25 protein-coding genes and 2 tRNA genes are annotated in these 24841 nt (G+C 65.8%); 10 read left to right on the plus strand and 17 right to left on the minus strand.

Going from position 1 to position 24841, the window contains the following annotated elements; translation table 11 throughout:
- Positions 1 to 4: 4 nt before the first annotated feature.
- From sdhA to sdhC, 3 genes are read right to left on the minus strand one after another with little or no spacing between them, the layout of a single operon-like run.
- Positions 5 to 1777 (minus strand): succinate dehydrogenase flavoprotein subunit, encoded by a 1773-nt coding sequence (sdhA, locus tag KGQ91_RS15905; protein ID WP_163648381.1) that lies wholly within the window; start codon positions 1775 to 1777, stop codon positions 5 to 7.
- Positions 1778 to 1780: 3 nt separating this feature from the next.
- Positions 1781 to 2128 (minus strand): succinate dehydrogenase, hydrophobic membrane anchor protein, encoded by a 348-nt coding sequence (gene sdhD, locus KGQ91_RS15910; RefSeq protein WP_163648380.1) that lies wholly within the window; start codon positions 2126 to 2128, stop codon positions 1781 to 1783.
- Positions 2122 to 2499, minus strand: coding sequence for a succinate dehydrogenase, cytochrome b556 subunit (sdhC, locus tag KGQ91_RS15915; protein ID WP_163648379.1), 378 nt, complete (start codon positions 2497 to 2499; stop codon positions 2122 to 2124). The genes sdhD and sdhC overlap by 7 nt, the downstream gene beginning before the upstream one ends.
- A gap of 411 nt (positions 2500 to 2910) precedes the next feature.
- Between sdhC and gltA the strand changes: the two genes are divergently transcribed.
- Positions 2911 to 4200, plus strand: a complete 1290-nt coding sequence (gltA, locus tag KGQ91_RS15920; protein ID WP_163648378.1) for a citrate synthase — start codon at positions 2911 to 2913, stop codon at positions 4198 to 4200.
- A 231-nt stretch (positions 4201 to 4431) separates the two neighbouring features.
- Complete coding sequence (locus KGQ91_RS16765; RefSeq protein WP_263479124.1) at positions 4432 to 4563, plus strand: hypothetical protein; 132 nt, start codon at positions 4432 to 4434, stop codon at positions 4561 to 4563.
- Positions 4564 to 4926: 363 nt separating this feature from the next.
- Here KGQ91_RS16765 and KGQ91_RS15925 read toward each other — a convergent pair.
- The 3 genes from KGQ91_RS15925 to gltX all read right to left on the minus strand — a co-directional run bounded on the left by KGQ91_RS15925 (position 4927) and on the right by gltX (position 6726).
- Positions 4927 to 5002, minus strand: a tRNA-Glu gene (locus tag KGQ91_RS15925).
- Between the two features lie 38 nt (positions 5003 to 5040).
- Positions 5041 to 5116: transfer RNA gene (locus KGQ91_RS15930), tRNA-Ala, on the minus strand.
- 128 nt (positions 5117 to 5244) lie between these two features.
- The gene (gltX, locus tag KGQ91_RS15935; protein WP_163648377.1) at positions 5245 to 6726 is read right to left on the minus strand and encodes a glutamate--tRNA ligase; all 1482 of its coding nucleotides are present in this window, start codon (positions 6724 to 6726) and stop codon (positions 5245 to 5247) included.
- Positions 6727 to 6829: 103 nt separating this feature from the next.
- Here gltX and KGQ91_RS15940 point away from each other — a divergent pair, with 103 nt between their 5' ends.
- Positions 6830 to 7570, plus strand: coding sequence for an SDR family NAD(P)-dependent oxidoreductase (locus tag KGQ91_RS15940; protein ID WP_224414363.1), 741 nt, complete (start codon positions 6830 to 6832; stop codon positions 7568 to 7570).
- Positions 7571 to 7574: 4 nt separating this feature from the next.
- Here KGQ91_RS15940 and KGQ91_RS15945 read toward each other — a convergent pair whose 3' ends face one another.
- Positions 7575 to 8471: a LysR family transcriptional regulator gene (locus KGQ91_RS15945; protein WP_224421487.1), complete on the minus strand. Its 897-nt coding sequence runs from the start codon at positions 8469 to 8471 to the stop codon at positions 7575 to 7577.
- A 575-nt stretch (positions 8472 to 9046) separates the two neighbouring features.
- Here KGQ91_RS15945 and KGQ91_RS15950 point away from each other — a divergent pair.
- Both KGQ91_RS15950 and KGQ91_RS15955 read left to right on the plus strand, forming a co-directional pair.
- On the plus strand, positions 9047 to 9646 hold the full coding sequence (locus tag KGQ91_RS15950; RefSeq protein WP_224414362.1) for a helix-turn-helix domain-containing protein: 600 nt from the start codon (positions 9047 to 9049) through the stop codon (positions 9644 to 9646).
- A gap of 86 nt (positions 9647 to 9732) precedes the next feature.
- Entirely contained in the window at positions 9733 to 9936 is a 204-nt protein-coding gene (locus tag KGQ91_RS15955; RefSeq protein ID WP_163648373.1) for a hypothetical protein, read from the plus strand.
- A 132-nt stretch (positions 9937 to 10068) separates the two neighbouring features.
- On the opposite strand, the gene hppD is transcribed toward KGQ91_RS15955, so the two are convergent.
- Both hppD and KGQ91_RS15965 read right to left on the minus strand, forming a co-directional pair.
- Complete coding sequence (hppD, locus tag KGQ91_RS15960) at positions 10069 to 11169, minus strand: 4-hydroxyphenylpyruvate dioxygenase (protein ID WP_224414361.1); 1101 nt, start codon at positions 11167 to 11169, stop codon at positions 10069 to 10071.
- A gap of 236 nt (positions 11170 to 11405) precedes the next feature.
- Positions 11406 to 11996 (minus strand): LysE/ArgO family amino acid transporter, encoded by a 591-nt coding sequence (locus tag KGQ91_RS15965; protein ID WP_224414360.1) that lies wholly within the window; start codon positions 11994 to 11996, stop codon positions 11406 to 11408.
- Between the two features lie 92 nt (positions 11997 to 12088).
- Between KGQ91_RS15965 and KGQ91_RS15970 the strand changes: the two genes are divergently transcribed.
- A complete protein-coding gene (locus KGQ91_RS15970) occupies positions 12089 to 12985 on the plus strand; it encodes a LysR family transcriptional regulator ArgP (protein ID WP_224414359.1) in 897 nt (298 codons plus the stop codon).
- Between the two features lie 30 nt (positions 12986 to 13015).
- Here KGQ91_RS15970 and fdhA read toward each other — a convergent pair whose 3' ends face one another.
- Both fdhA and KGQ91_RS15980 read right to left on the minus strand, forming a co-directional pair.
- Entirely contained in the window at positions 13016 to 14209 is a 1194-nt protein-coding gene (gene fdhA, locus KGQ91_RS15975) for a formaldehyde dehydrogenase, glutathione-independent (RefSeq protein ID WP_163648369.1), read from the minus strand.
- Between the two features lie 146 nt (positions 14210 to 14355).
- The gene (locus tag KGQ91_RS15980) at positions 14356 to 14658 is read right to left on the minus strand and encodes an MTH1187 family thiamine-binding protein (protein WP_163648368.1); all 303 of its coding nucleotides are present in this window, start codon (positions 14656 to 14658) and stop codon (positions 14356 to 14358) included.
- 197 nt (positions 14659 to 14855) lie between these two features.
- On the opposite strand from KGQ91_RS15980, the gene cfa reads away from it, so the two are divergent.
- The gene (gene cfa, locus KGQ91_RS15985) at positions 14856 to 16007 is read left to right on the plus strand and encodes a cyclopropane fatty acyl phospholipid synthase (RefSeq protein WP_163648367.1); all 1152 of its coding nucleotides are present in this window, start codon (positions 14856 to 14858) and stop codon (positions 16005 to 16007) included.
- Positions 16008 to 16432: 425 nt separating this feature from the next.
- Here cfa and KGQ91_RS15990 read toward each other — a convergent pair whose 3' ends face one another.
- From KGQ91_RS15990 to KGQ91_RS16005, 4 genes are all read right to left on the minus strand, one after another.
- Positions 16433 to 16891 carry a MarR family transcriptional regulator gene (locus KGQ91_RS15990; protein WP_163648366.1) on the minus strand — a complete coding sequence of 153 codons (459 nt, stop codon included), beginning with the start codon at positions 16889 to 16891 and terminating at the stop codon, positions 16433 to 16435.
- Positions 16892 to 17026: 135 nt separating this feature from the next.
- The gene (locus KGQ91_RS15995) at positions 17027 to 17419 is read right to left on the minus strand and encodes a group II truncated hemoglobin (protein ID WP_163648365.1); all 393 of its coding nucleotides are present in this window, start codon (positions 17417 to 17419) and stop codon (positions 17027 to 17029) included.
- A 72-nt stretch (positions 17420 to 17491) separates the two neighbouring features.
- The gene (locus tag KGQ91_RS16000; RefSeq protein ID WP_224414358.1) at positions 17492 to 18160 is read right to left on the minus strand and encodes a dienelactone hydrolase family protein; all 669 of its coding nucleotides are present in this window, start codon (positions 18158 to 18160) and stop codon (positions 17492 to 17494) included.
- 124 nt (positions 18161 to 18284) lie between these two features.
- Positions 18285 to 18863 (minus strand): endonuclease dU, encoded by a 579-nt coding sequence (locus KGQ91_RS16005; RefSeq protein WP_224414357.1) that lies wholly within the window; start codon positions 18861 to 18863, stop codon positions 18285 to 18287.
- Between the two features lie 68 nt (positions 18864 to 18931).
- On the opposite strand from KGQ91_RS16005, the gene KGQ91_RS16010 reads away from it, so the two are divergent.
- The gene (locus tag KGQ91_RS16010) at positions 18932 to 20905 is read left to right on the plus strand and encodes a RecQ family ATP-dependent DNA helicase (RefSeq protein WP_224414356.1); all 1974 of its coding nucleotides are present in this window, start codon (positions 18932 to 18934) and stop codon (positions 20903 to 20905) included.
- A 30-nt stretch (positions 20906 to 20935) separates the two neighbouring features.
- Here the strand turns inward: KGQ91_RS16010 and KGQ91_RS16015 are convergent, their stop codons facing one another.
- A complete protein-coding gene (locus KGQ91_RS16015) occupies positions 20936 to 21277 on the minus strand; it encodes a zinc ribbon domain-containing protein YjdM (protein ID WP_224414355.1) in 342 nt (113 codons plus the stop codon).
- Between the two features lie 115 nt (positions 21278 to 21392).
- On the minus strand, positions 21393 to 22310 hold the full coding sequence (locus KGQ91_RS16020) for a LysR family transcriptional regulator (protein WP_224414354.1): 918 nt from the start codon (positions 22308 to 22310) through the stop codon (positions 21393 to 21395).
- 150 nt (positions 22311 to 22460) lie between these two features.
- On the opposite strand from KGQ91_RS16020, the gene KGQ91_RS16025 reads away from it, so the two are divergent.
- Positions 22461 to 23594: a 4-oxalomesaconate tautomerase gene (locus KGQ91_RS16025; RefSeq protein ID WP_224414353.1), complete on the plus strand. Its 1134-nt coding sequence runs from the start codon at positions 22461 to 22463 to the stop codon at positions 23592 to 23594.
- A gap of 55 nt (positions 23595 to 23649) precedes the next feature.
- A complete protein-coding gene (locus KGQ91_RS16030; protein ID WP_224414352.1) occupies positions 23650 to 24780 on the plus strand; it encodes a Bug family tripartite tricarboxylate transporter substrate binding protein in 1131 nt (376 codons plus the stop codon).
- The last annotated feature ends 61 nt before the right edge of the window (positions 24781 to 24841 follow it).

A 24841-nucleotide genomic window follows, 5' to 3' on the forward strand; every position in this document is an offset into this window, starting at 1 on the left:
CCCCTTAGTAAGTCCGGACTTTCGGCTCGAAGGTGTCGAGGGTCTTGGGCTGGAAGTTCACGTCACGCTTGCCCAGCTTCTTCTCGACCGGGAAGTACATGGAGTGCTTCAGCCAGTTGACGTCGTCGCGGTCCGGGTAGTCGTAGCGGGAATGCGCACCGCGGCTCTCCTTGCGCTCCAGCGCCGAGATGGCGGTCGCCTCGGCCACCTCGAGCAGGTTGTCGAGCTCCAGCGCCTCGATGCGGGCGGTGTTGAAGGCGTTGGACTTGTCGCCCAGGTGGGCATTGGCGATGCGCTCGCGCAGCTCGGCCACCTTCTTGACGCCCTCCTGCATGTGGTCTTCCTGGCGGAACACGCCGAACGACGTCTGCATGGTTTCCTGCAGCTCGGCGCGCAGCTCCGGCACCGATTCGCCGCCGCTCGACTCGTTCCAGCGATTCAGACGCGACAGCGCCTGCTCGACGTCGGCCTCGGCCGCATCCAGATACTCGACCCCTTCGTTCAGGGCGCTCTCGATGAACATGCCGGCGGCACGACCGAACACCACCAGGTCGAGCAGCGAGTTGCCGCCCAGGCGGTTGGCGCCGTGGACCGAGACGCAGGCCGCTTCGCCGCAGGCGAACAGGCCGTTGACGACGCTGTCGTTGCCGTCGCCGTCCTGGACAATCACCTGGCCGTTCACGTTGGTCGCCAGGCCGCCCATCATGTAGTGGCAGGTCGGCACGACCGGGATCGGCTCCTTGACCGGATCGACATGCGCAAAGGTCTTGGCCAGCTCGACGATACCCGGCAGGCGCTTGCTGAGGACCTCCTCGCCCAGATGGTCGAGCTTGAGCAGCACGTGATCGCCGTTCTCGCCGCAGCCGCGGCCCTCGAGGATTTCCATGACCATGGAGCGGGCGACCACGTCGCGACCGGCCAGGTCCTTGGCGTTCGGCGCATAGCGCTCCATGAAGCGCTCGCCGTCCTTGTTGATCAGGTAGCCACCCTCGCCGCGACAGCCTTCGGTCACCAGCACGCCGGCGCCGTAGATACCGGTCGGGTGGAACTGCCACATCTCCATGTCCTGCACGGAGAAGCCGGCGCGCAGGGCCATGCCGATACCGTCGCCGGTATTGATCAGGGCGTTGGTGGTGGAAGAATAGATACGGCCGGAACCGCCGGTCGCCAGCACGGTGGCCTTGGACTTGATGTGCACCACTTCACCGGTCTCGATGCACAGGGCGATACAGCCGACCACGTCGCCGCTGGCGTTCTTGACCAGATCCACCGCGTACCACTCGTTGAGGAACACGGTGTTGTTCTTCAGGTTGTTCTGGTACAGCGTGTGCAGCAGGGCATGACCGGTACGGTCGGCCGCGGCACAGGTGCGGGCCGCCTGGCCGCCCTTGCCGAAATCCTTGGACTGGCCGCCGAACGGGCGCTGGTAGATGCGGCCGTTGTCGAAGCGCGAGAACGGCAGGCCCATGTGCTCGAGCTCGAAGACCGCCTTCGGCCCCTCGGAGCACATGTACTCGGCGGCGTCCTGATCGGTGATGTAGTCACCGCCCTTGACGGTGTCGTACATGTGCCAGCGCCAGTCGTCGTTGGGGTCCGCGGAGGCGATGGCACAGGTGATGCCGCCCTGGGCGGACACCGTGTGCGAACGGGTCGGGAAGACCTTGGTGATCACCGCGGTCTTCTTGCCGGACTTGGCCAGCTCGAGGGCGGCACGCAGGCCGGAACCACCACCGCCGATGATGATGGCGTCGAACGTCAGGCTACGCAGATTGGACATGGATCAGGCTCCCCACAAGACTTGTACGCCCCACACCAGAAAGATGAAGATGGCGAGGATGATGGCGATTTGGACGGTGAAACGGACGCCGGTCGGCTTGATGTAGTCGGTGACCACGGTCCACAGCCCGATCCAGGCGTGAGCCGCCAGCGAGACGAAGGCCAGCAGGGAGAAGATGCGCATCCAGGTCTGCGCGAACAGGCCGTTCCAGGTGGTGTAGTCCAGGCCGGGATGGAACAGCAGATAGCCGACCATGAAGACCGCGTAAAGCGCCAGGATGACTGCCGAGACCCGCTGGATCAGCCAGTCCGACAGGCCGCTGCGACCGAAATTGGTGATATTGGTTACCATACCCAGACTCCTGCCAGTACGACGAGCACGGCGCTCGCCACCACGGTGACTTGCGACTTCTTGTAGGCGTTTTCGAGATCGACGCCATAGCCGGCATCCATCAGCAGGTGCTTGATGCCTGCGACGAAGTGATAGGCCAGCGCCGAGAGCAGGCCCCAGGCCACGAGCTTGGCCAGGAAGTTGTGCTCGAGGGCGCCCCGGACGGCCTCGAAGCCTTCAGGCGAAGACAGCGACGCGTCGAGTGCCCAGAAGACGAAGATCAGGCCAACGAACAGGATGACGCCGGTGATGCGGTGAGCAATGGAGGTCAGGGCTGGGAGTGGAAACGTTATCGTGGAAAGGTCGAGGTTTACGGGTCTTTTGCTATTCACGGCTCTCTACACACTCTCTTGGCCCGCTCCAGGATTCCGATAGGGCTCGGTCGAGCGGGCGGTGGTTTGAGGAAGAGCGATGGTTGGCCAAGTCAGGTGTACCAGTCACCGCTTCCCGCCAGTCGCGCGACAAAGATTATAGGGATTGGCCACTGGCATGACAAATCGTTACCGCCAAATCGCCGCCTTGGTGTTACCCTTGGTAACAAGGTAACCTTGCTGCCCGACAGCATGACGCCCGTCCCGAGCACGCCCAGCAGGCCGCCCCGGCCTGTGCTGCATCGCCGCATCGTCCACCATCGATCAATTGACAATACTCGGGACACTTCTATAGTGGGCGAACCTTTAGATGTCCGTTTGCTGGCGAGACAACGAGTTACGTTAGGTATTGGAAAAAAAGAGGAGGCCATCATGGCTGACAGGAAAGCGCAGTTGACAGTGGACGGGCTGGAGAAGCCCCTCGACCTACCGGTCTACTCGGGCACTGTCGGACCCGACGTCATCGATGTCCGTGGTCTTACCGCCGAAGGCCTCTTCACCTACGACCCGGGTTTCGTCGCCACCGCCGCCACCGAGTCCGCCATCACCTACATCGATGGCGCCAAGGGCATGCTGCTGCACCGCGGCTATCCCATCGACCAGCTGGCCCAGAATTCCAACCATGTGGAACTGTGCTACCTGCTGCTGTTCGGCGAGCTGCCCACCGAGAAGCAGTACAGCGACTTCGAGAAGACCATTCGCAATCACACGATGGTCCATGAACAGCTCGCCAACTTCTTCAAGGGCTTCCGGCGCGACGCCCACCCCATGGCCATCCTGTGCGGCGTGGTCGGCGGCCTGGCGGCCTTCTACCATGACAACCTGGACATCACCAAGGAGGACGAGCGCCTGGTCAGCGCCGTCCGCCTGATCGCCAAGATGCCCACGCTGGCGGCGATGTGTCACAAGTACAACATCGGCCAGCCCTTCAACTACCCTCGCAACGACCTCAGCTACGCCGAAAACTTCCTCTACATGATGTTCGGCAACCCCTGCGAGGAGTACAAGATCAACCCGGTGTTCGCCAAGGCCATGGATCGCATCTTCATGCTCCACGCCGACCACGAGCAGAACGCCTCGACCTCCACGGTCCGCCTGGCCGGCTCCACCGGCGCCAACCCGTTCGCCTGCATCAGTGCCGGCATCGCCGCGCTGTGGGGGCCGGCCCACGGCGGCGCCAACGAAGCCGTGCTCAACATGCTCGACGAGATCGGCGACGAGTCCGAGGAGAACATCCAGCGCTACGTCGACCGCGCCAAGGACAAGGACGACCCGTTCCGCCTGATGGGCTTCGGCCACCGCGTCTACCGCAACTTCGACCCGCGCGCCAAGGTCATGAAGGAGACCTGCGACGAGGTGCTGGGCGAACTCGGCCTGGCCGACGACCCCCAGCTGAAGATCGCCAAGCGTCTCGAGCAGATCGCCCTGGAGGACGAGTACTTCATCGAACGCAAGCTCTATCCCAATGTCGACTTCTACTCCGGCATCATCCTCAAGGCGATCGGCATCCCGACCAACATGTTCACGGTCATCTTCGCCGTTGCCCGCACCATCGGCTGGATCTCGCACTGGAACGAGATGATCAGCAACGGCTACCGCATCGGGCGTCCGCGCCAGCTCTATACCGGCTACGCCAAGCGCGACTACCCGACCGACAGGTAAGCAGGAACGCCCCGAGGCCGCCGCAAGGCGGCCTTTTTCGTTCCCGACTGCCCCATGATATTCCGGGTCCGGCCGCCATCCCGGCGAGCCTTTCCCACACGAGCCGGCCAATTCGCACCACCGCCTTGATCGGCCCGCCCCCCCCCGATGGCCGGCCATCCGGCCCGCACCGGCATCACGATGCGTGTCCACAACCGCCCCTCGAGACAGCTCGCCGCTGGACCGACGAGCATGGCGGCAGCTGAAACGACAGCCCGCCTCCCGGTGGCGGCGCTGGCGGAGCCGTTCTGCGGCGATGCCCGGGCCATGGACGAAGGCCGCCGGAGCACCGCCGTCCCGTTCAAGCACCTGCAGCACGACTGATCGAACAGGCCCGATCCCGCCGGATCGGGCCTGCCCGCCCTTTTCCACACATTCTGTGGACAACCCTGTTCATAAGCTTTCGAAAAGGTCGCGGAATCGCCATGACAAGCGGCCTGGCAACAAATCGGTCAATTTTTGACCAACCGCAAGTTGTTGATTTAATTAATTTTTACGAAAGAGATGTGCGGAAGCACGAAACCTGCGCCGACTTGTGCACAAGCGGCGCGCCAGCGAACAGCCGTGGGGAAAAGTCAATACGCGAAGTACCGCCAGCAGGCCCAGCAGGGTCGCGACACAGTCGGCAAAGCTTGCTGCCGGTGAGGCAGTCAGGCAGAGATTGGGGAGGAAACAGCCGGGGAAAAGTGGCGTCCCATAGGGGGTTCGAACCCCTGTTACCGCCGTGAAAGGGCGGTGTCCTGGACCACTAGACGAATGGGACGCAGAGAAGCTTTCAAGCAGATTCACAACGTGCAAGCCTGGTGGAGCCTACCGGGATCGAACCGGTGACCTCGACACTGCCAGTGTCGCGCTCTCCCAGCTGAGCTAAGGCCCCGTATCGGCGTTGCCCGTGAGAACGAGGCGTATAGTACTGATTCCTGAGCCCTTCGTCAACGGCGAATTTCACGGGCCAAGGCGCGAGCCGGGGCATCCGCCCCGGCTCGCGCGAAGCCGCCCGTCCGGTCACAGATCCCGGTACTCCTTCTCGAAGCGCTTGGCCTGCTTCTTGGACACACCGCCCAGCACGGCGATGGCATGGCGCAGGCGCGCACGGGTCATGTCGGAGCCGAGAATCGCCATGGCATCCATCACCGAGGTCGAGGTCGCCGAGCCGGTGATGGCGACGAACACCGGGGCCAGAAAGGCCTTCATCTTGAGATCGAAGGCGCCGCTGAGCGACTTGATCTCGGCCAGCAGGCTTTCCTTTTCCCAACGGGTCACCCCTTCGAGCCGCCAGACCAGGAACTGCAGCAGCTTGAGCAGGGTTTCGCGCTCGAGCTTGATGTCGGCAAAGCTCTGCTCGTCGAGAGGCGGCACCCCGGCGAAGAAATGGCCGGCCAGCGGCGCCACGTCGGACAGCGTCTCGATACGCGGGCGCACCTGCGGCAGGATCTGACCGACATAGCGCTCGTTGAAGGCCCACTCGCGCAGCGCCGCCAGCAGCGCCGCGTCGTCGAGATCCTCGCGGATGTAGACGCCGTTGAGCCAGGTCAGCTTCTGCAGGTCGAAGACCGGGCCGCCCAGCGATACGCGCTGGATGTCGAAGTGCGCCATCATCTCGTCGAGCGTGAACTTCTCGCGATCGTCCGGCATCGACCAGCCCATGCGCCCCAGGTAGTTGGTCACCGCCTGCGGCAGGAAGCCCATCCGCCGATAGTAGTTGATCGACGTCGGGTTCTTGCGCTTGGAGAGCTTCGACTTGTCGGGATTGCGCAGCAGCGGCATGTGGCACAGCACCGGCATGTCCCAGCCGAAGTACTCGTAGAGCAGCTTGTGCTTGGGTGCCGAGTTGATCCATTCCTCGCCGCGCAGCACATGAGTGATGCCCATGAGGTGATCATCGACGACATTGGCCAGGTGATAGGTGGGCATGCCATCGGACTTGAGCAGGATCTGGGCATCGACCTGGGCCCAGTCCACCTCGATGTCGCCGCGCAGCATGTCATTGACCACACAGGTGCCTTCCGCCGGCACCTTCATGCGCACCACGTGGGGCCAGCCTTCCGCCTCGCGCCGACGCAGCTCGGCCTCGGGCAGGGCCAGATCCTCCGGCTTGAGCGCCAGATGCAGCCCCTGGGCCTTGCGCGTCTCGCGCAACTCGTCGAGCTCCTCGCTGGTCCGGTAACAGCGGAAGGCATGTCCGGTCTCGATCAGCTGACGGGCATACTCGGCGTAGATATCCCCGCGCTCGCTCTGGCGATAGGGGCCGTGCGGTCCGCCCACGTCCGGCCCTTCATCCCAGTCGAGCCCCAGCCAGCGCAGGGAATCGAGGATCATCTGCTCGGATTCCGCGGTGGAGCGCTGGCGATCGGTATCCTCGATGCGCAGAATGAACTGACCGCCGTGCTGGCGGGCGAAGCAGAGATTGAACAGCGCGATGTAGGCGGTGCCCACATGCGGGTCACCGGTCGGCGACGGCGCGATACGGGTACGTACAGTGGTCATGACAGCGTCCATTGGCTTGCGGGATGGGCGGCATTATACGCACCCGGCGCGCCGTCATCAGCCGATGGCCGGTCTCGTTCCCGCGTCTTTTCAGGAGCTCATCATGCTGGACGCCTTGCCGAATGACTTTACTGCGGTAGTGACCGGCGCCGGCGGCGGCATCGGCCGCGCCGTGCTGGACCACCTGCTGGCCAGCGATCGCCCCGGACGGGTGCTGGCCGTGTCCCGCCACCCCCTCGAGCACCGCGATCCCCGCCTGGACGCCCTGACGGCGGAGCTCTCCACCCAGGCGGGCCGCGAGGCGCTGGCCGGTCGTCTCGACGGCGCCCCCGTGCACCTGCTGTTCAACGCCATCGGCCTGCTGCACGACACCGCCCGGGGCATGCAGCCGGAGAAGCGCCTCGAGGAGCTGGACGCCGACACCCTGGCATATCTGTTCCAGGTGAACGCGACGACGCCGGCGCTGCTGCTTCAGGCTCTGCACGCCTCGCTCAAGGGGCGCCATCCGGCGATCGTCGCCAGCCTGTCGGCGCGGGTCGGCTCGATCGACGACAACCGGCTCGGCGGCTGGTACGGCTACCGGGCCAGCAAGGCCGCCCACAACATGCTGATGCGTACCGCCGCCATCGAGCTGGCCCGCTACAATCGCCGTTCCCTCGTGCTCTGCCTTCACCCCGGCACGACCGACACCGCACTGTCGCGCCCCTTCCAGTCCCGCGTGCCCGAGGGCAGGCTGTTCACGCCCGCCTTCGTCGCCGAGCGCCTGTTCGCCGTCATCAACGCGCGCCGCCCCGAGGACACCGGCACCTTCTGGGACTGGGCGGGCCAGCCCATCGCCTGGTAGGGGCCTACAGGACCAGACGCTCGCGGAACCAGTCGGTGATGAAGTCCAGATAGGCCCGCGTCTTGTCCGGCAGGTACTTGCGGGAACGGAACAGCACCAGCATGCTGCCGTGCTCGTTCCAGTAGGGCTGCAGCAGCGGCACCAGTTCCCCCTCGGCCACGGCGGACTGGGCGGCGAAGGTCGGCAGGTAGGCCAGCCCGAAGCCGGCCTTGGCCGCCTCGACCACCCCCAGCAGGTTGTTGATCACCAGCCGTGAATGGGGCTCGATGTCCAGCGGCTGGCCATTGAGCGAGAAGCGCCAGTGGGCCCCCAGGTCATAGTTGCCGTAGAAGATGCTGTCGTGGGACTCGATGTCCCGCGGGTGCTGCGGGCGCTCCGCCCGCGCCAGGTAGTCGGGCGCCGCATAGAGCCCATATACCACCTTGCACAACGGGCGCGACACGAGGCTCGAGGCCGGCAGCGGGCCCATGCGGATGGTCAGGTCCACGGAATCGTCGACCGGCTCGAAGCGCTGATCCTCGAGCAGGATCTCCACCGCCACATCCGGATAGCGACGCATGAAGGCCGTGGTCGGCGGCGCCAAGTACATGAAGCCGAAGCTGACCTGGGCACTCACCTTCAGCTGACCGCGGGGGCGCGCCGTCACCGACTGCACCTGCGCCTCGGCGGCGGCCAGTTCCTCGCGGATTCGCAGGCCGTGCTCGTAGTAGATCTGGCCAGCCTCGGTCAGATGCAAGGAACGCGTGGAGCGGTTCAGCAGGCTCACGCCCAGCTCCTCCTCCAGCGCGGCGATGCGCTTGGAGGCCAGGGACTTGGAAATCCCCAGGCGCCGTGCCGCGGCGGTGAAGCTGCCGGCGCGCACGACTTCGACAAATACCTTGAGAGCATCCAGCGTGGCCAAGCCCATTCCCTCGCGGTTCGACGGCAAGACATTTTGTTTCCATTATAGAAACACTGGATTTCGATTGTACCCACTTATTCCGCAAAGTACGACTGCCTATACTGGCGCCACTTCGACGGATAGCGCCGTTGAAGCCCCGTCCTCGCCCTTGCGGCGTCGACGAAGCCTTCAGTGCATCATCTCTTGTGCGCCAGAGCCTGCTCGACCGAGCCCTCGGCGCATTTTTCTTTCCAGCCGCCTTGTTCCCGTATCGTGTCGCCGTTTGCCCACACTTTTCGTCCAGCCGGTGCCAGGGGTATAACGGTCGAGAACGTCCCCGCCTTCACGGTAACGCCGGCAAAGTACGCTCCGGTCCTGGGGGAAAATTTCCTTCAGACTTTGCGAATATACGCCTGCCATCGCGCGCCTGTTGCCGGCTGCCCGCGTAAATGAGTGACGTAAAAGCACACTTTTTTACGGAAATCATCAGCCGCGGTACCCATCAATTTCCTCATAAAGCGAGCTTCATTAACCCGAAACATACTTCGGTGGCGACTGGCTATGCTAGGCGTTCACGTTACGGCGAGATGCAATCAATGGATGCGTTGGGTTCCCGAATAAAAGCGCTGAGACTGAAGGCAAACCTGAGCAAGGCCGCCCTCGCCCGGCGAGTCGGTGTTTCTGATGTGACCATTTCCTACTGGGAGTCGGGCACCATCAGGCAAATCGGCCACGAGCGCCTGCTGGCCCTGGCCGATGCCCTCGACTGCACCCTGGCAGACCTCCTCGAGGATACGCCGGCCCCCTCGACCCCCATGGGCATACTCGCGCTCCATGCCAGGGAAGCCGCCCCGTGGGAACGCCACGATGCCTCGCTGATATCGCTGCTGGGCGAGCTGCCCCTGGCCCGGGTCGACAAGGACTGCCATCTGATCACCCCGGGACCGGGCGAGCGCTTCGACTTTCTCGACAGCGGCGACCTGGCCGCCATCCGCCCGCTCGAGACCTTTCAGGAAGACGGCCTGTATCTGGTGGCCTATCTCGACCGGCTGGCCATTCGCCGCCTCGACCGCACCCCCTCGGGCGAACTGCGCATCGCTGGAGAGCACGGCACTCCGGAAACCCTCTCGCTTGCCGCCCTTCCCTTCCGCCTGCTGGGCCAGCTCCGCGCCCGCTGGCAGCTGCGCGACGCCTGAGAGACACCCAGGCGAGATCGGACCCGGCTTGCGACCCGACGCGGGAATGCTACGTTATCGGCAGGTTCCAGAAGGAGGAAAGGCTCATGCCGCTGTTCGACAGTTACGAGGCAGCCGGCGACTGGTACGCCGCCAGCGACTACAAGGACATGGCCTGGTACGACGGCTTCGAGGAGGAACAGCTGATCGAGTTCGCCTACCGCCATGGCTCGGACCACGACGGCGAGGACGACCTGATCGCCGCCTTCCTGCGCGAGCAGGGCGAGGATCCCGCCGAATACGGCCTGTAAGCCTGGCCGCCGTCGGCATTTCGGGACACGCACTCCGAGACGGAAATACCCTGCCCCGGCGTCTCGCCGGGGCAGTGCTCTCGGGCCGAGCGCCCGGAGGCGTCGGCCCTTGCTCATCGATGATGGCGGCGTCTAGTCGGCCTTGAGCACGCCACGGCGAATCTGGTCTTCCTCGATGGATTCGAAGAGCGCCTTGAAGTTGCCCTCGCCGAAGCCCTTGTTGCCCTTGCGCTGGATGATCTCGAAGAAGATCGGACCGATCACCGTATCGGTGAAGATCTGCAGCAGGATCCCCTCCTCCGGCGCGCCGTCGATCAGCAGGTTCAGCGCCTTGAGGTCCTCCAGGTTCTCGTCATGGTTGGGCACGCGCTGGTTGACCTTCTCGTAGTAGGTCGCCGGCGTGGTCATGAAGCGGATGCCGTTGTCGCGCAGCGCCTTGACCGTCGCGTAGATGTCGTCCGTGGCCAGCGCGAGATGCTGGATGCCTTCCCCGTTGTACTCGCGCAGGAATTCGGCGATCTGCGAGTTGTCGTCGGCGGACTCGTTGATGGGGATGTGCATCTTGCCGCAGGGCGCGGTCATGGCCCGCGAATGCAGACCGGTCATCTTGCCCTCGATGTCGAAGTAGCGAATCTCGCGGAAGTTGGCAATGGCCGTGTAGAAGCTGGCCCAGACATCCATCTGGCCGCGGTCGACATTGTGGGTCAGGTGGTCGAGCATCTTCAGACCCACGCTGCGGGCGTTCCTCTCGGCACCGGGGATGGGTTCGAAGTCGATCTCGTAGATGCTGCGCCCATCGGCGTCACGCTTGTCGTCGACGAAGTACAGCAGCGAGCCGCCGATGCCCTTCACGGCCGGAATGCCGGCCTCGCCGGGGCCGACGGGATTTTCCACCGGTTCGGCGCCCTTCGCCACGGCGTGCTCGAAGGCCTGGCGGGCATCCGCCACCTTCCAGGCCATGGCGCAGGCGCTGGGGCCATGCTTGTCGGCGAAGGCGGAAGCATGGCTGTTCGGCTCGGCGTTGAGCACGAAGTTGATGCCCTCCTGCTGGAACAGGGTCACCTGCTTCGAACGGTGCCGGCGGGTCTCGGTGAAGCCGAGCTGGCGAAACAGCTGACGCAGGCCCTCGCGCTCCTCGGCACTCGGCGCGGTGAACTCGACGAAGGCAAAGCCATCGGTCCCGATCGGGTTGCCCTGGGTTTCACGGGGGGAAATGCTGGCCGGTGCGGTCATGAGCCTTCTCCTTGTTGATGTCATGGCAGGGAACGGCGCCGTCGAGGGACGGCGAATGGCTCCCAGCCTAGGCGTCCGGCCGGCCGGCGAGAATGGCCGATTGCCGGCATCACGGGCCCCGCGATGCCGCCACGGGCGCCCGTCGCGTCAAGAAAAGCTGACAGCCGAACCAGCCCACGCCAGTGGCTTTCACGAGCGGCCGAAAACCCTGACAAGGCGTAACGAAACATTGACGCTCAGGTCACCAGCTGCGCCGCCACCAGCAACAGGACACCCCCGATCACCGCATCGATGCCCCGCCACACGTCGGGATGCGCCAGCCGGGGTGCCAGCCACCCGGCCGCCGCCACCAGCCCGAAGAACCACAGCCCCGACGCACTCATGGCACCGGCATAGAACCCGCCCGGGCTGGCCTGGACGGCACCGATGGCGCCCAGCATCACCACGGTATCGAGGTAGACATGGGGATTGAGCAGGGTCACCGCCAGGGTCTCGGCCGTCACGCCCCGGCGCGAGCATGCCACCGGCGCGGCGGCTAGGCCGGCGGGCGCCAGAGCCCGCCGCCACGCCTGCAGCGCCTGCCAGATCAGGAACACGGCACCGCCCCAGCGAGCCACCGTCATCAGCAGCACCTGCCCGGCAATCAACGGCCCGAGGCCCAGCCCGCCCAGGCCGATCAACAGCGCATCGCAGGCCGTGCAGATCGCCGCGACGCGCCACGGCGAACGCCGCCGCAGCCCCTGCGCCAGCACGAAGGCGTTCTGCGCCCCGATGGCCACGATCAGGCCGGCGCCGGTCGCCATTCCCTGAAGGGCGGATGCCCACATGATCCCGTCTCCTCGCATTCGGAAGACGACAGGTTAGGTTTGGCGCTACAATAAGTGAAATTAATTCAAGGAATGGATGATTAACCTGGTTGATGCTTGACTACAAACTTCTCCAGGCCTTGGCCGCCGTCATCGACCAGTCCGGCTTCGAACGTGGCGCCAAGCATCTGGGGTTGACCCAGTCGGCGGTTTCCCAGCGCATCAAGCTGCTCGAAGCCCGGCTGGGACAACCGGTACTGATTCGCACGCCCAAGCTGGCCCCCACGACGCTGGGCCGTCGCCTGCTCAATCATGTCCAGCAGGTCCGCCTGCTCGAGCATGACCTGCTCGACCAGATTCCCGCCCTGGGCGAACGGGAACAGCGGCTGCGCCTGGCGATCAATGCCGACAGCCTGGCCACCTGGTGGTCGCCGGTCACCGGGCTCTTCTGCCAGCAACACGACGTCCTTCTCGATCTGGTGGTGGAGGATCAGGACGTGGCCCTGAAACGCATGCGGGACGGCGAAGTGGCCGGCTGCATCTGTGCCACGCCGCGACCGATTCAGGGCGCGCGCCAGCATCCGCTGGGCTACATGCGCTACCGGGCGCTGGCCAGTCCGGACTATGTCGCTCGCCACTTCCCGCACGGCCTGACGCATGACGCCCTGCGCGAGGCGCCGGCCATCGTCTTCGGTCCGGATGACCGGCTGCAGCATCGCTACCTGGAAATGCGCGGCTTTCGCGAGCCCTTCCCCCATCACCTGTGTCCCTCCTCGGAGGGCTTCATCCAGCTGGCCGAGGCGGGCATGGGCTACGGGCTGATTCCCGAGCGTCAGGTCACCCGGGAGCTGGCGGGCGGCTCGCTGGTGGACCTGGACCCCGGGTGCTGTATCGACGTGCCGCTCTACTGGCACCACTGGCGGCACGGCGGCCAGGTGCTGGAAGCGCTGACCGACCATCTGCTCGCACAGTGCCGGCACTGGCTGATCCCCTTCGCCACCCCGGCGTAGGCCGGGGCGTCGTGACGCCCCGGCGCTGGATCACGCCGCCAGACTGCCGTGGGGGTCGATGACGAATTTCTTCGCCACGCCGCCATCGAAGTCGGCGTAGCCCTGGGGCGCCTCGTCGAGGGAAATGACCTGGACATTGACCGCCTTGGCGATGTCGATGCGCTCGAAGAGGATGGCCTGCATCAACTGGCGATGATAGCGCATCACCGGGCACTGCCCCGTATGGAAGGAATGCGCCTTGGCCCAGCCCAGTCCGAAGCGCATCGACAGGTTGCCGTGCTTGGCCTCCTGGCTCTCGGCACCGGGATCCTCGGTGACATACAGCCCCGGGATGCCTACCTGGCCGCCGGCCCGGGTCACGTCCATCATCGCATTGAGCACGGTGGCCGGCTGCTCGTGACTGTGGTTGTGGCCATGGCAGCGCGCCTCGAAACCCACGGCATCCACCGCGCAATCGACCTCGCGCTCGCCGAGGATGGCTTCCAGCATGTCCGGCATCGGCGTGTCCTGACGCAGGTCGAGGGTCTCGCAACCGAAGCTGCGCGCCTGGTCGAGCCGCTGCGGATTCATGTCGCCGACGATCACGCAGGCGGCGCCCAGCAGACGCGCCGAGGCGGCGGCGGCCAGCCCCACCGGGCCGGCGCCGGCGATGTAGACCGTGCTGCCCGGCCCCACACCCGCGGTCACGCAGCCGTGATAGCCGGTGGGAAAGATATCCGACAGCAGCGTCAGGTCACGGATCTTGTCCATCGCCCGGTCGCGGTCGGGGAAGCGCAGCAGGTTGAAGTCGGCGTACGGCACCATGACGTACTCGGTCTGGCCACCGACCCAGCCCCCCATGTCGACATAGCCGTAGGCGGCGCCCGGCCGCGCCGGGTTGACGTTGAGACAGATGTGGGTGTTGCCTTCCTTGCAGTTGCGGCAGCGGCCACAGGCGATGTTGAAAGGGACCGAAACCACATCGCCGACCTTGACGAACTCGACATCTCGACCGCATTCGACCACCTCGCCGGTGATCTCGTGGCCCAGCACCAGCCCCGGTGGCGCCGTGGTGCGACCCCGCACCATGTGCTGATCGCTGCCGCAGATGTTGGTGGTGAGCACCTTGAGGATCACGCCGTGCTGGCACTGACGATTACCCAGGGCAAGCTCGGGAAAGGGGAGAGACTGCACCTCGACATGACCGGGGCCCTGATAGACGACCCCGCGGTTGGCTTGACTCATGGCTGGCGTCCTTTGTCGTTGTTCCTGTCACCGCACCCACGGTGACGACCTCGACCAGCCTAGCCCCGGCGCGAGGGAGGCCACTGTGCTCAGAAAGGCATCGGCATGCCTGAACGAGACAGCCGCACGACATCCCCCGTCTCGCCTCAGTGCCGAAGCAGGTCTTCGACGCTGGCCACCTTGTCATCCATGCTCTGCTCGCGATCGGTACGCGTGCCGACCTTGAGCGTGGTGTTGATGCGGGGTGCCCCCATGGCGTGCACGGCTTCATGGCAGCGCTTCACCACGGCGAAGACCTCGTCCCACGGCCCCTCGATATTGGTCCCGTAGGCATGCATGCGATGCACCAGGCCAGCCTCCTCGATGATCGTCTGGCACGCCGCGACATGCCGGGATACGGAAACGCCGACGCCCATCGGCACCAGGCAGAAATCGACAATGACCTGCATGATTCACTCCTTTCGCGATCCGTATGACTGATTGCTCGTGGTCTATGCTGTTGAGCAAGGCTATTGCCACCATAGACTGAGCCTCTTGCAGGTCGCCAAGTCAATTAGCAAACTAAACGAGAGCTGTGTACAGCGGCAAGGATTGCCTTGCCCGAAAACCGTATCGCGCAACGGCGCCCCAGATAACGGAGTTCGGCATGACCAGTGACACTCGCATCGCCCCCATCGCACTGCCCGACACCCGCGCCCGACGCGTCATCGAGAGCCTGCTCGACGGCTCGGGTGTCGCGCTGAACGGCACCTCGCCCTGGGACATTCAGGTACACCATCCCGACTTCTTCTCGCGAGTTCTTCACCAGGGCACGCTTGGCCTCGGCGAGTCCTACATGGAAGGCTGGTGGGAATGCGAGCGCATCGACGAGATGACCCATCGCCTGCTGCGTCACGGTCTCGGCGAGCATGCGCACACCCCCTCCGAGCGCCTGATGTACAAGCTCCAGGCCGGCTTCTTCAACCTGCAGAGCAAGGCGCGGGCCTACATTGTCGGCGAGGCGCACTACGACCTGGGCAATGACCTGTTCGAACGCATGCTCGATCCGACCATGTGCTACTCCTGCGGCTACTGGAAGGACGCCGAGACACTGCACGAGGCCCAGGTGGCGAAACTCGATCTCGCCGCCCGCAAGCTGGGCATCGAGCCGGGCATGAAAGTGCTCGATATCGGCTGCGGCTGGGGCAGCTTCGCCGAGCATGCCGCACGCCATTACGGGGCCCACGTCACCGGCATCACCATCTCTCGGGAGCAGGCCGAACTGGCCCGCAAGCGCTGCGAAGGCCTGCCGGTCGAGATCATCCTCGAGGACTATCGCGATCTGGAAGGCCGCTTCGACCGCATCGTCTCGATCGGCATGTTCGAGCATGTCGGCCACCGCAACTACCGGACCTATTTCGACACCGTGGACCGGCTGCTGGCCGACGACGGCCTGTTCGTGCTGCACACCATCGGCTCCAACAACTCCGAGATCAGCGCCGACCCGTGGATTCACAAGTACATCTTCCCCAACGGCATTCTGCCGTCGATCAAGCATATCGCCCAGGCGACCGAGGGGCGGCTGCTGATGGAGGACTGGCAGAATTTCGGCGCCGACTACGATCGCACGCTGATGGCCTGGCAGGACAATTTCGACGCTCACTGGCACGAGATCGCCGACAACTACAACGAGAAGACCCGCCGCATGTTCCGCTACTATCTGGGAGCCTGTGCCGGCGCCTTTCGCGCCCGGGACATCCAGCTCTGGCAGGTGGTCTTCTCCAAGGGGCGGCCGGGTCGCTACGACAGCCCGCGCTGAACGGTCGCGGCTGCAGGAAACTGCTGACTCGTCTTCGGGGTCGAGGCTGACGCGATCTGTGACATGACGCGCGCTTCATTTCGGGCGTATAGCGTGACGCTTTGTGCGGATCCTGTTGCCGATCGGCGGCAGGCTTCTGCTCCTGGACCAGCGCATGGCGTCACCCGATGCCCCCGATCTCACGCGGGCCGATGCCGCGGAGAGTCCCGACCTTCTGATCTGGCATGCCCCGTGCCCGGGGAGAACCGGGGCATCACCGAGTACCGGGACGACATCGCCGAATCACTGCTCGAACGTGCCGATCGGCGCGTCTACACCGCCAGGCGCAACGGTCGCCACCGGGTCTTCAGCCGACCTGAAACTCCGCCGGGCGTACGGGTGGGGACGCAAGAGAAAGTCATGACGGGAGGAGTCGGGAAGCAGGCTCAATAGCCTTTCAACCAATGCTCCGCATTCGACTCGATGTGGCACAGCACACGGTGGAACGCCTCGTGATCGGCCGGTGCCAGTCCCGACAGGATCAGGGTCCTGACCTCATCGGCACGCGCCTCGAGCGTGTTCAGCATCTCACGGCCCGCAGCGGTGAAGTAGATCTGGCGAACACGACGGTCGCCGTGCGGCGTACGGCGCACGATCAATCCCTGCTGCTCGACCTGGGCCAGGGTCCGTGACAGCGACGGCAGCTCGACGCCCAGCGAGTCGGACAGCTGCTTCTGGGTGGTGCCATCGCCCATGTGGTGCAGCATGAACAGCACCGTCCAGCGCGGCTGGGTCAGTCCAGAGGCGGCAACGGTGCGGTCCACCACCGCCCGCCACAGGCGATGGACATGGCCCAGGCGCATTCCCAGCGAGGCATCGGCATCAGGCAGGTATTTAGTTTGCATGTCAAATAGACTATCACATGTTAGCCAACTAATAAATTATACCTAAAACAACTGCCTGCGAAAACGCCTTCTCCTGGCGCTCGCCCAAGCCACCGGCAGCAAACGATAGGAAATGACCCCGGCCAGGCCAGACGCTCAGTGGCTCCGACAGAGCTCCGCCGGGTGAGACAAGCGCTCCAGCAGGTAGCCACGCAGTTCCGGCGCCACGCCCATCTCGTCCAGCGCCGTGGCCATGCAGGCCAGCCAGGCGTCGCGTTCCGCCGGCCCGATCGGCAGATGGCGATGGGCGCGAGGGATGGCGATCGGCCCGAAGCGCTCCCGATAGCGGCTGGGACCCCCCATCCAGCCGATCAGGAAGGTCGCCAGCTTGTCCCGGGATTGGGCGAGGTCGTCAGGGTGCCAGGCACGAATCGTTCGCGCCTCGGGCAGCCGCTCCATCGCCGCATAGAAGCGCTCGACCAGTTCGACCACCGCGGCCTCGCCCCCCAGGGCGCGCAGTGTGCTGTCACCCACGCCATACACCGTCATCGTTTCTTTCCTCCTCGGCTCGTCGCGCACCAACGGCGAAAAGGGACATTGTGCCAATGCGCCCGCCCCGGGTCATGGCGTCGAGCGCTGCGGGGCGAGATGCTCGAGGAACCACTGGGCGGCAAGACGCTGCACCTCCTCGAGCTTGCCCGGCTCCTCGAACAGGTGAGTGGCACCGTGCACGGTAACCAGCTCGCAGGGCGCGGTCATCCGCTCTCGTGCCTGTTCGTTGAGGTCGATGACCTGATGATCACGCCCGCCGACCAGCAGCAGCGTGGGCGCCGCGACCCGCGCCAGGGCCGTGTCGGCAAGATCCACCCGCCCCCCGCGCGAGACCACGGCGTACACCGCCTGCGGCCGTTCGGCGGCAGCAATCAGTGCCGCCGCCGCGCCGGTACTGGCACCGAACAGGCCGATGGCGAGTTCACGGGTCGCCTCGGCCTGGGCCACCCAGTCCACCGCGCCGGTCATGCGTCGCCCGATCAGCGGAATATCGAAACGCAGCTCGCGGGTACGCTCGTCGATGACGTTCTCGTCCGGCGTAAGCAGATCGAAGAGCAACGTGGCCAGCCCCAGCGAGGCGAGGTATTCGGCGACCTGGCGATTGCGGGTACTGAAGCGGCTGCTGCCGCTGCCATGGGCGAACACCACGATGCCGGTGGCGCCCTCGGGCAGGATCAGGTCACCTTCCAGCCCGACGCCGGCGGCCTCGAGCGTGACGGTCCGGGGCGAAAGCATCATGGTCGGCCTCCTTGCCGCAGACGGCGGCAGAAGCGGAATTGGTGGGATCACGCGGCCTTGCTTGAGTGTAGGAACGCCCCGACGCTTCGCTCCAGTGACTCGACTCGACAGCCACCCGCGAGGCTCAGGTGCGCCCCCGGCTCTCGCCGCGGGCGATCCCACCGGCGATCAGGTGGGCGGTGCGCAACGGCTCGGGAATCCGCCCCTCGAGCGCGGTGGCACGGATCGCCCGCTCGGCCTCGCCTCGGCTGAGCCCCTGGCGCTGGACGTACACGCCGGCCAGCGGCTCCATCGGCCCCAGCCGGGCGATGCGCGCCCATTTTTGCGAACCGCCGGGAATGTGCGCGAGCAGGGCCTCGCGAAGCGCCTCGGGGCGCGGCGCATGGCGGGCGACCACCAGCACCGGAAGCCCCGAGAGACGATGCAGGCGCACCGCATCGACGACATTGAACCCGGCCAGCGCCACGCCCTGCAGCAGGATCAGCTGCAGCTGCGCGGCAAAGCGCGTCTCGCTCGTCAGGCGCAGCAGCTCGCGGGTGGCATCGAGTCCGTCGCGCTCGACGCGTCCCGACACCACGCCGGCCAGTCGGCGGCCCGAGTACATGGCGCCGATCACGGTCACCGGCCCGCAATGGTCGCGCGCGAAGGGGCAATCGTCGAAGCCGACGATGTGCGAGAATGTACGCGGCTGGCGAGCGGTCATCGGCGCCCCTCGAGTGACGAATGCCGTTCCCAGCATAGCCCCCGCCGCCTTCACCGCCAGGAGTGGTCATGATCGAGCAGACCCTGCAGAACGTCTTCGGCTACGGCGAGTTCCGCCCCGGCCAGCGGCCGGTGATCGAGGCGGTGACGGCCGGACGCTCGGCGGCGGCGATCTTTCCCACCGGCTCCGGCAAGTCGCTGTGCTATCAGCTGCCGGCGCTGCACCTGCCGCACCTGACGCTGGTGGTCTCGCCGCTGCTGGCGCTGATGCAGGACCAGCTGGCGTTTCTCGAGCGCCACGGCATCGCCGCGGCGAGCATCGATTCCGGCCAGAGCCGCGAGCGCACCGCACAGGTCATGACGGGCGTGAAGCGCGGCGAGATCCGCATCCTGATGATCTCGGTGGAACGCCTGAAGAACGAGCGCTTTCGCACCTTCATCAAGGGCGTGCCGATCTCGCTGCTGGTGGTCGACGAGGCCCACTGCATCAGCGAATGGGGCCACAACTTCCGCCCCGACTACCTCAAGCTGCCCGACTACCAGCGCGAGTTCGCCATTCCCCAGGCGCTGCTGCTCACCGCCACGGCGACGCCCCGGGTGATCGACGACATGGCGCGGCGCTTCGCCATCGCCGCCGACGACGTCACCACCACCGGCTTCTACCGCCCCAATCTCAACCTGCTCATCGAACCGCTGGCGGCCGAGGCCAAGCCACGCCTCCTGCGCGACTGGCTGCGTCCGCGGCTGGCGAGCGATACGCCGCAGCCGAGCATCGTCTACGTCACCCTGCAGCAGACCGCCGAGCGGGTCGCCGGCTACCTGCGCCAGGCGGGACTCGACGCCGTCGCCTACCACGCCGGCCTCGACGCCGAGAATCGCGAGCGCATCCAGCGAGACTTCATGGCCGGAGATGTCGGCGTGATCGTCGCCACCATCGCCTTCGGCATGGGCATCGACAAGAGTGACATCCGCAACGTGGTGCACTTCGACCCGCCCAAGTCGCTGGAGAACTACAGCCAGGAGATCGGTCGCGCCGGGCGCGACGGCGCGACCTCCGACTGTCTGGTGCTGGCCGGCGGCGACAACCTGCGGGTGCTGGAGAACTTCGTCTACGGCGACACGCCGGAACCGGCGGGCATCCGCACGGTGATCGAGGCGATCCTCGGCGAGCGTGAGGGCAATCACTGGGAACTGATCCTCAACCGCCTCTCGCAGCGCAGCGACATCCGCCCCCTGCCGCTCAAGACGCTGCTGGTGCAGCTCGAGATGCGCGGCGTGATCGCCCCGCGCTACGCCTACTTCGCCGAGTACCGCTTCCAGTACCGGATCGAGCCCGAGGACCTGGTGGCGCGCTTCGCCGGCGAGCGCCGCGACTTCGTGACGGCCATCATCGCCACCGCCGAGCGCGCCCGGACCTGGTGCCGGCTGGACTTCGAGGCCCTGCATCGAGAGGGCCGGGAACGCGGCCTGGACACCCGCCGCGCTCGGGTGATCGCCGCCCTGGACTACTTCCACGACCAGGGCTGGATCCGCCTCGAGACCCGCCAGATGACCGAGGTCTACGAGGTCCTGCAAAGCGACATCGATCCCGCGCGGCTGACCGCCGAGCTGCACGCCGACTTCCACACCAGGGAGGCCGCCGAGATCGCGCGCATCCACGCCATGCTGGCATTCTTCGAGAGCGAGACCTGCCTGAGCCGACGCCTGGCCGAGCATTTCGGCGACGACCGTGCGCCTCATCGCTGCGGCCACTGCTCGGTGTGCGCCGGGCGCGTGGCGCGACTGCCCGAACCGCCGGCACCGCAGCCCCTGGCCGAGCGGAATTTCCCCGAGCTTGCCGGCGAGCTGATCGAGCGCGCCGCCGACGAGGGCGATCCGGCGGGCCGCGAACTCGTCACCCGCTTCCTGTGCGGGCTGACCACGCCGCGCCTGACTCGGCTCAAGGCGCGCCGGCTGCCGGGGTTCGCGGCACTGGAGGGCTATCCCTATGGAGAAGTGCGTGGCTGGGTCGCGCGGCACCTGACCGCCCGCGAAAGCCGCTGAAGCGGCCCGAGCACCCCATCGCCCGGCGGGTTATACCTTCTTGACGAACTCCGACTTGAGCTTCATCGCGCCGATGCCGTCGATCTTGCAGTCGATGTTGTGGTCGCCGTCCACCAGGCGGATATTCTTGACCTTGGTGCCCACCTTCACCACCGACGACGACCCCTTGATCTTGAGGTCCTTGACCACGGTGATGGTGTCACCGTCCTGCAGGAGATTGCCGTGGGCGTCGCTGACCACCGGCGTGTCGTCGTCAGTCTCGACCGCCCCATCGGCGACCCACTCGTGGGCGCATTCCGGGCAGATCAGCAGGTCCTGATCCTGGTAGGTGAATTCCGATCCGCACTGCGGGCAGGGAGGCAACTGGCTCATGAACGATGTCCGATAACAGAAATGAGCGCGCAGTGTAATCGGTCGCGACGCATTGCCCAACCTGGCTTCCGTCCACCGTGCCGACCGACGCGCATTTGCCGGGTACCCCGACCGATCATCCGTGCCCCGGCCCGACTTCGTCGCCCCACAGCGCCAGCAGCGTCTCGATGAACAGCTCGGCGGTACTCGAGAGATGGTGATCGTTGCGCTGAATCAGGCCGATGGTGCGCTCGATTCGCGGTTCGGGCAGGGGACGCGAGCACAGCGTGTCATGGTCGGCACCCGGCATGGTCAACCGGGGCAGGATGGCGACCCCCAGCCCGGACTCCACCAGCCCGAGCGACGTGGAAAGATGCTGGACCTCGTAGAAACCGTTGAGGCGAATGCCCTCCGACGACAGCACGTTGTCCAGCAGGGTGCGATTGCCGCTGTCGCGGCTGACGGTGATCATCTTCACCGCCTCCAGGTCGGCCCAGGTGATCGTCTCCTTGGCAGTCAGCGGGTGATCGGAGCGCAGCGCCAGCACGAACGGGTCACGCAACAGCGGCGTGAAGGAGACCTCGGGCAGCTGCGGGCTGATCATGTTGATGCCGAAATCCGCCTCGCCGTTGACCACCCGTTCCAGGCCCTCGTTGGCACTGACATCGAGAATCCGGATGCGGATCCCCGGCCACGCCTCGTTGAACCGGCGGATCACGCTGGGCAGGAAATAGAATGCCGCCGTGGGCAGGCAGGCGATGGTCAGGGTGCCCTTCTGGTGCGTCGCCAGTTCGCGGATGCCGAGGATCGACGATTCGTAGTCGTCGATCATCCGGCGGGCCCGCGGCAGGAAGTCGGTGCCGATCGCCGTCAGCCAGGTACGCCGGGTGGTACGCTCGAGCAACGTCACTTCGAGCGCCTCCTCGAGCTTCTGGATGCGCCGCGACAGCGCGGGTTGTGACAGGTGGAGCCGCTGTGCCGCCTCGTGAAAGCTGCCCAGCTCGGCGACCTGGACAAAGGCCTGCAGGTCGAGAAACTCGATGCGATGTAACATGGACGATTCTTGCATTGGAATTGAGCCATTGAACAACTTATCACATTAATGTGCTTTACACATTAGCAGTTATATTTATTTGCATTTTAGGCATCAAAACAGCGGTGACATGCTCGTTTCATGAGTTCTGGCACGGAAAGTGAAACGGCAATGATCCACAGCATCCCTTGCATCATCATGCGCGGCGGCACCTCCAAGGGGCCGTTCCTGCGCATGAGCGACCTGCCCGAATCGACGGAGGCGCGCACGGAGACACTGCTCAATCTGATGGGTGCCGGTCATGCCCTGCAGATCGACGGCATCGGCGGCAGCGATCCGTTGACCAGCAAGGTGGCGATCGTCGAACGTTCCGACCATCCCGACGCCGACGTCGACTACCTGTTCGCCCAGGTCGACGGCCCCGGGCGCCGCGTCGACTTCAACCCCAACTGTGGCAACATGCTCTCGGCGGTCGGCCCCTATGCCATCGAGACCGGGCTGGTCGAACCGCAAGACGGCATCACCGTGGTGCGGGTTTGCAACCTCAACACGCAACGCCTCATCGAATGCCACGTCCCCACGCCGGGACGCCAGGTGGATTACGAAGGCGACACCCGCATCAGCGGCGTGCCGGGGAGCGCCGCGGGTATCCAGCTCAGCTTTCTCGATGTGGTGGGCACCAAGACCGGCGCCCTGCTGCCCACCGGCCAGGCGCGGGAGATCATCGACGGCATCGAGGTGACCTGCCTCGACGCCGCGACCCCGACCCTGCTGATCGCCGCCGAGGCCTTCGGCCTGACAGGCGACGAAACGCCCGCCGAACTCGACGCCAACGGCCCCATGCTCGCCCGCCTCGAGGCCATCCGCCGCGAAGCCGGGCGGCGCATGGGGCTCGGCGACGTCAGCCACTGCGTGCTGCCCAAGCCGGTTCTGCTGTCGGCCCCCGGCACCACCGAGGCGACGCTGCGCGCCCGCTACTTCGTGCCGCACCGCTGCCACAAGGCGCTCGCCGTGACCGGTGCCATCGCCCTGGCAACGGCGATCAGCGTTCCGGGGACCGTCGCCAACCGTATTGCCACCGCGGCGGGCCGGCTGACCGACGGCGAGTCACTGGCGCACGTGCGTCTCGAGCACCCCTCGGGCTACATCGATCTCGATGTCGAGCACCGCGGGCAGGACCCGCATGACGTCGCCCGGGTCTCGCTGGTCCGCACCGCCCGCAAGATCATGGCCGGCACGCTGTATTATCCCGGCACCACGCCCGATCACCGGCCGGCCGCTGCCATGACGGCCAGGACCGGCTAGATCGTAGTCCATCCGACGAACCCCAAAGAGCGACACAACAACAAGGAGTCACGCCATGCGCCCCTTGAAATCCCGACAGACTCTCGCCACCCGTCTGAAGCGCGCCGCCGGCCTCGGCCTGCTGTGCGCCGGCCTGAGCCCGCTGGTCCTTCCCGCGACGGCGAACGCCGCGGACCCCGACGTCCCCGATACCATCAAGTGGACCATTCCCTTCGGGGTGGGTGGCGGCACCGATGTCTGGGCACGCTTCTTCGCGCCCTGGTTCAGCGACTACCTGCCCGGCAAGCCGACCGTCATGATCGACAACGCGCCCGGTGGCGGCTCGATCAACGGTGCCAACCTGTTCGCGGTCCGCGCCAGGTCCGACGGCAGCCAGTGGCTGGGCACGTCGGCCTCGACCCAGTACCCGGCCATGCTCGGCGACCCGCGGGTGCGCTACGACTACGCCGACTGGAAGCCGATCCTCGCCTCCCCGACCGGCGGGGTGGTCTACGCCTCGCCCGAGATGGGCAAGGACGCCGACAGCGCCCTTAAGGCCCTGTTGAAGCAGCCGGTCAAGCTGGCCGCGCAGTCCCCCACCGGGGTCGAGCTGCCGGTGCTGATCGCCCTCGAGATGCTGGGCGTCGACATCAATCCGGTATTCGGCATGCGCAGCCGCGGTGAAGGTCGCCTGGCCTTCGAGCGTGGCGAGGCGAACATCGACTTCCAGACCACCTCGGCCTACCTGAGCAACGTCCAGCCGCTGGTCGACGACGGCAAGGCGATCCCGCTGTTCAGCCTCGGCGTGCTCGACGACGACGGCAACATCGTTCGCGACCCGACCTTCCCGGATCTGCCGACCTTCAACGAGGTCTACCGTCAGACCCGGGGCGAGGCACCGTCGGGCAACGCCTACGAGGCCTACCGCAAGTTCTTCGCCTCCGGCTACGCCCTGCAGAAGCTGGTGATGGTCCCGGTCGACACCCCCGAGCCCCTCGTCGAGACCTACCGGCAGGCGGCTCGCGAGTTCATCAAGACCGACCAGTTCAAGGAGGAAGCGGCCGCCCAGCTCGGTCCCTACACGCCGATCGTCGGCGAGACGGTCTCCAGGCACCTCCGGGATGCCATGGCGATCAAGGACGAGACGCGCCAGTGGCTGATCACCTGGCTGGCGGACAAGTTCGACGTCCACCTGGCCACGCGCTGATCTCTCCGGCCCCGTCGCAACGCGCCGGGGCCGGCCCGATTCCGACACGACAACGCGAAGA

The sequence above is a fragment of the Modicisalibacter tunisiensis genome, from assembly GCF_020148005.1.
Classification (GTDB): domain Bacteria; phylum Pseudomonadota; class Gammaproteobacteria; order Pseudomonadales; family Halomonadaceae; genus Modicisalibacter; species Modicisalibacter tunisiensis.